The sequence below is a fragment of the Streptomyces sp. NRRL B-24085 genome, from assembly GCF_001282115.1.
GTDB lineage: Bacteria > Actinomycetota > Actinomycetes > Streptomycetales > Streptomycetaceae > Streptomyces.
Map to the genome: position 1 here is coordinate 1 of NZ_LJBR01000263.1, position 8,700 is coordinate 8,700.

General features: G+C 71.0%; 6 protein-coding genes and 1 pseudogene. 4 read left to right on the forward strand and 3 right to left on the reverse strand.

Going from position 1 to position 8,700, the window contains the following annotated elements:
* Positions 1-409 precede the first annotated feature (409 nt).
* Together AOJ26_RS26920 and ptsP are read left to right on the forward strand one after the other, a co-directional pair.
* Entirely contained in the window at positions 410-859 is a 450-nt protein-coding gene (locus tag AOJ26_RS26920; RefSeq protein WP_053850943.1) for a PTS sugar transporter subunit IIA, read from the forward strand.
* An 82-nt stretch (positions 860-941) separates the two neighbouring features.
* Positions 942-2,612 (forward strand): phosphoenolpyruvate--protein phosphotransferase, encoded by a 1,671-nt coding sequence (gene ptsP / locus AOJ26_RS26925; protein WP_053850944.1) that lies wholly within the window; start codon positions 942-944, stop codon positions 2,610-2,612.
* Between the two features lie 74 nt (positions 2,613-2,686).
* Here ptsP and AOJ26_RS26930 read toward each other — a convergent pair whose 3' ends face one another.
* Both AOJ26_RS26930 and AOJ26_RS26935 read right to left on the reverse strand, forming a co-directional pair.
* Positions 2,687-3,580 carry a hypothetical protein gene (locus tag AOJ26_RS26930; protein ID WP_053850945.1) on the reverse strand — a complete coding sequence of 298 codons (894 nt, stop codon included), beginning with the start codon at positions 3,578-3,580 and terminating at the stop codon, positions 2,687-2,689.
* 22 nt (positions 3,581-3,602) lie between these two features.
* Positions 3,603-4,811, reverse strand: coding sequence for an MFS transporter (locus tag AOJ26_RS26935; RefSeq protein ID WP_053850946.1), 1,209 nt, complete (start codon positions 4,809-4,811; stop codon positions 3,603-3,605).
* 119 nt (positions 4,812-4,930) lie between these two features.
* Between AOJ26_RS26935 and AOJ26_RS26940 the strand changes: the two genes are divergently transcribed.
* Positions 4,931-6,250 carry an aminotransferase class I/II-fold pyridoxal phosphate-dependent enzyme gene (locus tag AOJ26_RS26940; RefSeq protein ID WP_053850947.1) on the forward strand — a complete coding sequence of 440 codons (1,320 nt, stop codon included), beginning with the start codon at positions 4,931-4,933 and terminating at the stop codon, positions 6,248-6,250.
* Positions 6,251-6,259: 9 nt separating this feature from the next.
* Here AOJ26_RS26940 and AOJ26_RS26945 read toward each other — a convergent pair whose 3' ends face one another.
* Entirely contained in the window at positions 6,260-8,227 is a 1,968-nt protein-coding gene (locus AOJ26_RS26945; protein WP_053850948.1) for an acetoacetate--CoA ligase, read from the reverse strand.
* A gap of 212 nt (positions 8,228-8,439) precedes the next feature.
* Between AOJ26_RS26945 and AOJ26_RS26950 the strand changes: the two are divergent.
* Positions 8,440-8,700 (forward strand): annotated as a pseudogene (locus tag AOJ26_RS26950) (glycosyl hydrolase); the annotation flags it as partial.

Consider the following 8,700-nt stretch of genomic DNA (forward strand, 5'->3'; position numbering starts at 1 on the left):
TTGATTTTTGGCACGCTGTTGAGTTCTCAAGGAACGGACGCTTCCTTCGTACTCACCCTCTCGGGCTTTCCTCCGGGCGCTTCCCTTCGGTGTTCCAAACTCTATCAGTGTTTTTCCGGCCCTCTGACCACCGTCCTGCAGGCATGCAGAAGATGATCCCGAGTTGGGGTCTGACAAGTTGGATGCTGCCGGGCCAGGGCACGTGACCGCGCCGCTCAGCCCCAAGCAGGAGTACGACTGTACACGCCGCCTCGAACGCCTTGCAAATCGCTTGGACTGGTGGTCTAGACCACCAGCCGGTATCTTCCGTGCGGAACCCTCAGTTCATCTGACATACGCTGCTGGACAGAGCCGTCCAAGACAGGCAGTGACGGCCCATATACCCAGCTCCACCCCTGGGAGGCTTCCCATGACCACCGTGACGTCCCCTCTTGAAGGACGCGCCATCGGACTGGCCGCCGTGCCGGATCCGGTCTTCTCCGGGGCCATGGTCGGCCCGGGTACGGCGATCGACCCCGTACGTGAACCGTCCGAGGCCGTCGCGCCCGTCGACGGTGTGATCGTCTCTCTCCACCCGCACGCCTTCGTCGTCGTGGACGAGCAGGGACACGGCGTCCTCGTCCACCTCGGCATCGACACCGTGCAGCTCAACGGCGAGGGTTTCGAGCTGCTGGTGAGCAAGGGCGACACCGTCACCCGCGGTCAGGCGATCGTGCGCTGGAATCCGGCCGCCGTCGAGGCCGCCGGCAAATCCGCGGTCTGCCCCGTCGTGGCACTGGAGGCCACGGCCGAGGCCCTCTCCGAGCTCCGTGACGACGGCGATGTGAAGGCCGGCGACAGTCTCTTCACCTGGAAGTGACGTCAGTGCCGTCGTACGACGGCGAGTAGGGACGACAACCATCGCGGCGGCGGGACCCGCCGCACTATCGGAGACGGGTGAGATGGAGACAACGCTGCGAGGCGTCGGCGTGAGCCACGGTGTGGCGATCGGCGAGGTACGGCACATGGGAACGGCGGTCCTGGAACCGCCTGCCAAGCAGATTCCGGCGCAGGACGCGGAGCGTGAACAGGGGCACGCCCGCAAGGCGGTGGAGGCTGTGGCGGCCGACCTGATGGCGCGCGGCAATCTGGCCGGGGGCGAAGCCCAGGCGGTGCTTGAGGCGCAGGCCATGATGGCCCAGGACCCCGAGCTGATGGCGGACGTGGACCGGCGTATCGCCGTCGGCAGCACGGCCGAGCGTGCCGTGTACGACGCGTTCGCCGCGTACCGGGAGCTGCTGGCGGGTGCCGGTGAGTACCTCGCCGGACGCGTCGCCGACCTCGATGACGTGCGGAATCGTATCGTCGCCCGTCTGCTCGGGGTGCCCATGCCGGGTATCCCGGACAGTGACGAGCCCTATGTTCTGGTGGCGCGTGATCTCGCCCCGGCCGACACCGCTCTGCTGGACCCGACGCTCGTGCTCGGGTTCGTCACCGAGGAGGGCGGGCCGACGAGCCACAGTGCGATTCTGGCGCGGGCGCTCGGGGTGCCGGCCGTCGTGGCGCTGCCGGGTGCCGGTGAGCTCGCCGAGGGCACGGTCATCGCTGTCGACGGCAGCACGGGTGACATCTTCGTGAACCCGAGCGAGGAGAAGAAGGCCGAGCTGGAGGCCGCCGCCGCCGAGCGGAAGGCCGCGCTCGCCGCGTCCACGGGTCCGGGTGCCACCGCCGACGGTCACAAGGTGCCGCTGCTGGCCAACGTCGGTGGTCCGGCGGACGTGCCCGCGGCGGTCGAGGCGGGGGCCGAGGGTGTCGGTCTCTTCCGTACCGAGTTCCTCTTCCTCGACGACAGCAAGAACGCTCCGTCCGAGGAGAAGCAGGTCGAGGCGTACCGGCAGGTGCTGGAGGCGTTTCCCGAGGGGCGCGTCGTCGTCCGGGTGCTGGACGCTGGTGCGGACAAGCCGCTGGACTTCCTGACCCCGTCCGACGAGCCGAACCCGGCGCTGGGTGTGCGCGGTCTCCGCGCGCTGCTCGATCACCCGGAGGTGCTGCGCACCCAGCTCACGGCGCTCGCGAGGGCGGCCGAGGGACTGCCGGTGTACCTCGAGGTCATGGCCCCGATGGTGGCGGACCGTGCCGACGCCAAGGCGTTCGCCGACGCGTGCCGGGAGGCAGGGCTGCGGGCGAAGTTCGGTGCGATGGTGGAGATTCCCTCGGCCGCGCTGCGGGCGCGGTCGATCCTGCAGGAGGTCGAGTTCCTGTCGCTGGGGACCAACGACCTCGCGCAGTACACCTTCGCCGCCGACCGTCAGGTGGGTGCGGTGTCCCGACTGCAGGATCCCTGGCAGCCCGCGCTGCTCGACCTGGTCGCGCTGTCCGCCGAGGCGGCGAAGGCCGAGGGCAAGAGCTGTGGTGTCTGCGGTGAGGCCGCGTCCGACCCGCTGCTCGCCTGTGTGCTGACTGGTCTGGGTGTCACCTCCCTTTCCATGGGTGCGGCGTCCATTCCCTATGTGCGGACGACGCTGGCGAAGTACACGCTGGCGCAGTGCGAGCGTGCCGCCGCAGCGGCGCGGGCCGCCGACAGTGCCGAGGAGGCGCGCGCCGCGGCTCAGGCGGTGCTGTCCGGCGAGTAGTCGGACCGGTTCCGGCCGACGGCCGACGGTTTCCGGAGGGCGCTCCACCTGTGGGTGGGGCGCCCTCCTCGTGTTCAGTGACTGTGACGCGGCGTCTGTCCCTCCGGGCCCAGGTCGGGAGGCACGCAGTAGTCGACGTCCGACTCCGGGCCGATCAAATCGCCGGAGTCGACGTCGGTGCAGTAGGCGTCGAAGACCTCTCCCGCGGTGAGGGGTTCGAGGCCGTCGCCGCGCAGGCGCCAGCCGTAGACGCGGTCGGTGGTTCCTCGGGCGCTGGTGCGCATGACGAGTCCGCCGGGGCTGCGGGTGGCGATGCCGAGGGCGAGGACCGTGGTGAATTCGAGGGCCTCGGCTTCGTCGAGTCGTACGGCTCCGTCGATGTTCTCGTCGGAGTGGAGGACGGCGACGAGGGTCTCCGGGGTGCCGGTGATGCTGCAGACAAGGTGGTGTTCGCCCGGCAGGGCTGACTCGAGGATCCGGAGGAGGAGGTCCGAGGCGCGGGTGAAGGCCGCGCGGCCGATGTCCTCTCCGCAGGTACCGCAGGCGCCGAGGCGGGCGAGGAGCGTGGTCGCGTACTCCCATGTGGCCTGTCGGACGGCCTCGTCCACGAGGGCGGGCAGGAGGTCGGTGAGGGGCTGGCCCTCGTAGGGGACCGTCGGTCCGGTGCCGGCGAGTTCGGCGGTGAAGCGTGTGCGGCTGGACGGGATGTCCGGGTCGAGGCCCGTGTCCTTGCAGAACTCGGCGTACTGCTGGGGGTCGAAGAGGGCGACGGTGGTGTGGCTGCCCTGTGCTGCGCGGGTCCGCAGGAGCTCTTCGACCTGTTTCAGGTAGGTGGCGTGGTCGTCGAAGGTGAAGGTGCGGTAGCGCCGCATGGCGTGGAAGTCGTGTTCGTCGGTGAGCAGGCCGATGGTGCCGGCGATTTCGCGGCGCAGGACGCGTCGCATCGTGTGGTGGTCGGTGTGCGCCATGTTTCCCCCTGTGCGCAGTCGATCAATGCTCACTCACAGTAATCGGCGGCACTGACACTGAGGGCTGGGTGAGGCGTCCGCGGACCAGTCGGTGCTGGATTGTGCAGGTCAGAGCGATGGCTGTGCCGAAGAGAGCCCATCCTGCCGGGCCGGTGGCGATGGCTGCGGTCACTGCGAGTGGTCCGAAGGTGCGCTGTACGGCCTGCGCCAGGCCGTGGACTCCGAGGTAGGCGCCCTGCGCGGTGTCGGGGGCGAGGGCGACGGAGAGTTCCCAGGAAATGGTGGCGTGGAGCATCTCGGCCGTCGTGAAGGCCGTTGCGGCGGCCGTGAGGAGCGCGGTGGCGGTGAGGGTTCCGCCCGTGGCAGCGAGGGCCATGGCGACACCGCCCAGGGCGAAGGTGACGGAGAGCGGCAGGAGCAGCTTCCGGGCGGCGGCCGTGGTGGTGCCGAACCGTGCGAGGGGGACCTGGAGGGCCACGACCATGACGTTGTTGAGGACCATCAGGAGGGGGGCCAGACCGTTCGGGGCGTTGCTCGCGTGGGCGATCCACAGGGGCAGGCCGACCTTGAACACGGCGTCGTCGAGGAAGAGGACGGTCTCGGTGGCGACGTAGGCGAGATAGGTCCGGTCGCGCCAGGGGTTCGCCGGTCCGGCGGCGGGGGCCGGGTGCTTCGACGTGACGACCGTGCGGGAGGGGGACGGGGGTTCGCCGCAGCGCAGGGTGAGCAGTGCTGAGGCGACGAAGGACAGGGCGTCGCCGGCGAGGAGCCACTGGTAGGCGGTGGTGGTGCCGAGGGTCAGGGCCGCTGCGGCAGCGAGGCCTCCCAGGGCCCAGCCCGCGTTGGCGACGGTGCGGTGGAAGGCCTGGTAGCGGACGCGGTCCGGGCCGGCGACCCGGGTGGCGTAGAGCTTGGTGAGGATGCTCGCGGCGCGGTCGCCGAGGCCGCCCACCGCCGAGAAGGCGATGAGCAGGGCGTAGTTCTGCGTGGTGAGCAGGGCGCAGGAGGCGACGGCGCGCACGAGCTGGACGATCAGCAGGATCCGGGTGAGGGGGAACCGGTCGGCGAGCTTGCCCCCCAAGGGCGCGCCAGCGATGCCGATGGCGCCCGCGGCGGCGGCGAGTGTGCCGACCTGGGCCACGGAGAGGTCGGAGACGTAGGTGAAGTACAGGACGGAGACGGAGGCCCACAGGCCGCTGCCGATGCGGTCGACGAGCGCGATGGCGAGCATTCTGCGCCCGTCGCTGCCTCCCGGAACGCTCTTCGCCCATGCTGCCGCGCGCCGTGTCGGATGCACTGCTCCCCTTGCCCGCCTGCTTTTCATTTATGTACTGATACATACTTCGTAACGTGGCAACACAATATGGGATCAGTGGTACGACAGCCAAGGGGATTGCCGCGTCCGTCGAACGGGCCGTGGCCGAGGGTGTGTTGGTGCCGGGGGCCGCGCTGCCTCCGGTGCGGCGGCTCGCGGACGACCTCGGCGTGAGCCCGGGGACGGTCGCCACGGCGTACAGGGAGCTGCGGCAGCGCGGGATCGTGGTCACCCGGGGACGCGGCGGGACCGTCGTGGCGCCGGCTCCCGCGGTGGCGTCACGCAGGCCGCCCAAAGTGCCCGAGGGACTGCGGGACCTGGCGGGCGGTCATCCCGATCCACGGCTGCTGCCCGGTCTGGTGCCGCCTTCGCGGCTGTCCCCCGGCGCCCGTTCGCACCGCTCGACGCCCCGGCTGGCGCGGCTCGAGGAGGCCGTGCGCGCGTGGCTGGCGCCTGACGGCGTGCCCGTGGAGCAGGTGACGTTCGCGCACGGGGCGCTCGATCTGATCGGGCGGCTGCTCTCCGTCGAGCTGCGGCCCGGCGACGCCGTCGCGATGGAGGATCCCGGCTACCACCATCTGCTGGACCTGGTCACGGCGTTGGGGCTGCGCATGGTCCCCGTCGCCGTCGACGACGAAGGAGTGTCGCCCGAGGCCGTGCGTGCGGCTCTGCGCGCGGGCGCGCGGGCGCTCGTGTGCAGTCCGCGGGGGCAGAATCCGTACGGCGGCCGTTTCTCGGCCGGGCGCCGGGACGCGTTGCTGGACGTGCTGCGGGAGCATCCCGAGGTGCTGGTCGTGGAGAACGACCACGCTTCCGCCGTCGCCGACGCCCCGCTGCGGACACTGACCGGCGGTGGGCTGTCGCGCTGGGTGCATGTGCGGACGGTGAGCAAGTTCCTGGGGACGGATCTGCGCTGGGCGGCGGCCGCGTGTGATCCGACCACACTGGCCCGGCACGACGGGCGGCTGCTGCTGACCTCCGGCTGGGTCAGTCATCTGCTCCAGGAGACCGTGCACGGACTTCTCACCGACGAGAGCACGCGCGCGTTGGTCGCGCGTGCCCAGGAGACCTACGCGTCGCGCCGGAACGCGCTTGTGCGGGAGCTCGGCGACCGGGGCATCGAGGCGCACGGGGCGAGCGGGATGAACGTGTGGGTGCCCGTGCGGGACGAGTCGGCCGTGGTGAACGGGCTGCGGTCGTACGGCTGGTGGGTCGCCGCCGGGGCGCGGTTCCGGCTCGCGGCCGGTCCTGGTGTGCGGATCACGGCCGCCGAACTGGAGCCTGCCGACGCGGCGCGGCTGGCCTCGGACTTCGCCGGTGTGCTCGGCGAGTCCGAGGCCACCTACGGTGGGTGACCGGCTCCCTCAGGCGCGTTTGCGGGCCAGGTCCTCGTAGAAGTGCAGCAGGTCGAGATTGTCGATGGAGCCGGGGTTGACCGCCTTCTCCAGCGGGGTGCCCTGGAGGAGGCGCTTGACGGGGACCTCGATGCGCTTGCCGGTGAGGGTGTGCGGGATGCCGGGGACCTCGATGACCTCGTCCGGGATGTGGCGGGGCGAGAGGTTCTCGCGGATGGTCTGCTTGATGCGCTCTAGGAGTGCCTGGTCGAGGACGGCTCCTGGGGCCAGGTGCACGAACAGGGGCATCCAGTAGCCGCCGTCGGGCTGTTCGATGCCGATGACCAGGGACTCCCTGATCTCGGGAAGGCGCTCGACGGCCTCGTAGATGTCGGCGGAGCCCATGCGGACGCCCTGGCGGTTGAGGGTCGAGTCGGAGCGGCCGTGGATGACGACCGAGCCGCGCGAGGTGAGGGTGATCCAGTCGCCGTGCCGCCACACTCCGGGATAGGTGTCGAAGTAGCTGTCGTGGTAGCGGCTGCCGTCGGGGTCGTTCCAGAAGTGGATCGGCATCGAGGGCATGGGGTTGGTGACGACGAGCTCGCCGACCTCGTCGATCAGGGGCTTGCCGCTCGGGTCCCAGGACTGGAGGTCGGTGCCCAGGCTCGGCGCCTGGAGCTCGCCGATGTACACGGGCAGGGTCGGTACGGCGCCCGCGAAGCACGAGCACACGTCCGTGCCGCCGCTCACGGAGGCGATCCAGAGGTCCTCGCGGACCTCGTCGTGCAGCCAGCGGAAGCCGTCGGGCGGCAGCGGGGAGCCGGTGGTGGCCACGCACTGCACCTTGGACAGGTCGAAGTCCCGTCCCGGGTGCACGTCGGCCTTGCGGCAGGCCATGACGTACGCGGCCGAGGTGCCGTAGAGGGTGGCGCCCGTGCGTTCGGCGACCCGCCACTGGGCGCCCGTGTCGGGGTAGCCGGGGCTGCCGTCGTACAGGACGACGGTCGTGCCCGTGAGGAGGCCCGAGACGAGGAAGTTCCACATCATCCAGCCCGTGGAGGTGTACCAGAAGAAGCGGTCCTCGGGGCCCAGGTCGCAGTGCAGGCCGAGCTGCTTGAGGTGCTCGACGAGGATGCCGCCCTGGGACTGGACGATCGCCTTGGGCAGGCCCGTCGTGCCCGAGGAGTAGAGGACCCACAAGGGGTGCGCGAAGGGCACCTGCTCGAAGACCGGTTCCGTGTCCGCGCGCGTGAGGGCGTCCCACTCCAGGGCGCCCTCGGGGGCTTCCGTGCCGAGGAGCGGGATGTGGACCACGGCACGCAGGGAGGGCAGTTCGCGGCGGAGTTCGCTGACCGTCTCGCGGCGGTCGTGCTCCTTGCCGCCGTAGCGGTAGCCGTCGACGGTGAACAGGACGACCGGTTCGACCTGCTGGAAGCGGTCCAGGACGCTGCGGGCGCCGAAGTCGGGGGCGCAGGAGGTCCAGACGGCGCCCACGGCGGCCGTGGCGAGGAGGGCGACGACGGCCTGGGGGACGTTCGGGAGGTAGCCGCTGACGCGGTCCCCGGGCCGGACGCCGAGGGCGCGCAGCTCGGCGGCCAGGGAGCCCACCTGGCGGCGCAGCTCGGACCAGGTCACCGGGGTCGGCTCATGGGTCTCGTCGACGTGCAGGAGGGCGGGTTCGTCCGGCCGGGTGCCGGCGGCGCGCAGGGCGTGCTCGGCGTAGTTGAGGGTGGCGCCGGGGAACCACTCCGCGCCGGGCATCGAGCGGTCGCCGAGCACGCGCGCGTAGGGCGTCGAGAACCGTACGTCGAACCATTGGGTGACGGCTTCCCAGAACGGCTCCAGCGCGTCCACGGACCAGCGGTGGAGGGCTGGGTAGCCGCCGTCGGCCGGGGCGCCGTGGTGTTCGGCCGCCCACGCCTGGAACCTGGTGACCTGGGACCTGGCGATGCGCTGCGGATCTGGCTGCCAGAGCGGCTGGGGATTCTCGGTCGGCATGGGGGCTCCCGGACTGTGCGCGTCGTGTGCGTCTCCCGCGCACGGGCCAGGGGTGTGCGCGTGACGCGGCTGACAGGGACGATGCCATGTGATCAACTTCTACGCCAGGGTGCGCCCCACATAGTCCGTGTCGTGAAGATGTGGCCCTGGCACGGGTGAACGGCAGTTGAACGGCACGCACGGGTGGGGCAGTGAGTGGCAGGGTGAGCAGCATGAACGGTCGTGACCTGGTGCGTTCGGTGAAGGCGGTCGGTTCGGCGGGGGCGCCCCAGGGGTTGCGTACCGTGCGTGCCGCGTGGCGCAGGAGGCGCACCGACGCGGTGGGGCTGCCGGCGCGGGGGGCCGAGCGGGCGCGGGTGCCGGGGCCGGTCCAGGACGCGGAGCCGGCTCCGGGCGGGGGTGTCGTCCGGTTCAGCCGCTCCGAGCTGCGGATCGTCGTCGCGGTGAGCGGGGCGGTCTTCTGGGGGTGGGAC

Bases quoted from the DNA above. Each gene is read 5' to 3' on its own strand.
- AOJ26_RS26945 (WP_053850948.1), bottom strand. From the start codon at position 8,227: ATGCCGACCGAGAATCCCCAGCCGCTCTGGCAGCCAGATCCGCAGCGC.
- AOJ26_RS26930 (WP_053850945.1), bottom strand. From the start codon at position 3,580: ATGGCGCACACCGACCACCACACGATGCGACGCGTCCTGCGCCGCGAA.
- AOJ26_RS26935 (WP_053850946.1), bottom strand. From the start codon at position 4,811: ATGCTCGCCATCGCGCTCGTCGACCGCATCGGCAGCGGCCTGTGGGCC.
- AOJ26_RS26920 (WP_053850943.1), top strand. From the start codon at position 410: ATGACCACCGTGACGTCCCCTCTTGAAGGACGCGCCATCGGACTGGCC.
- ptsP (WP_053850944.1), top strand. From the start codon at position 942: ATGGAGACAACGCTGCGAGGCGTCGGCGTGAGCCACGGTGTGGCGATC.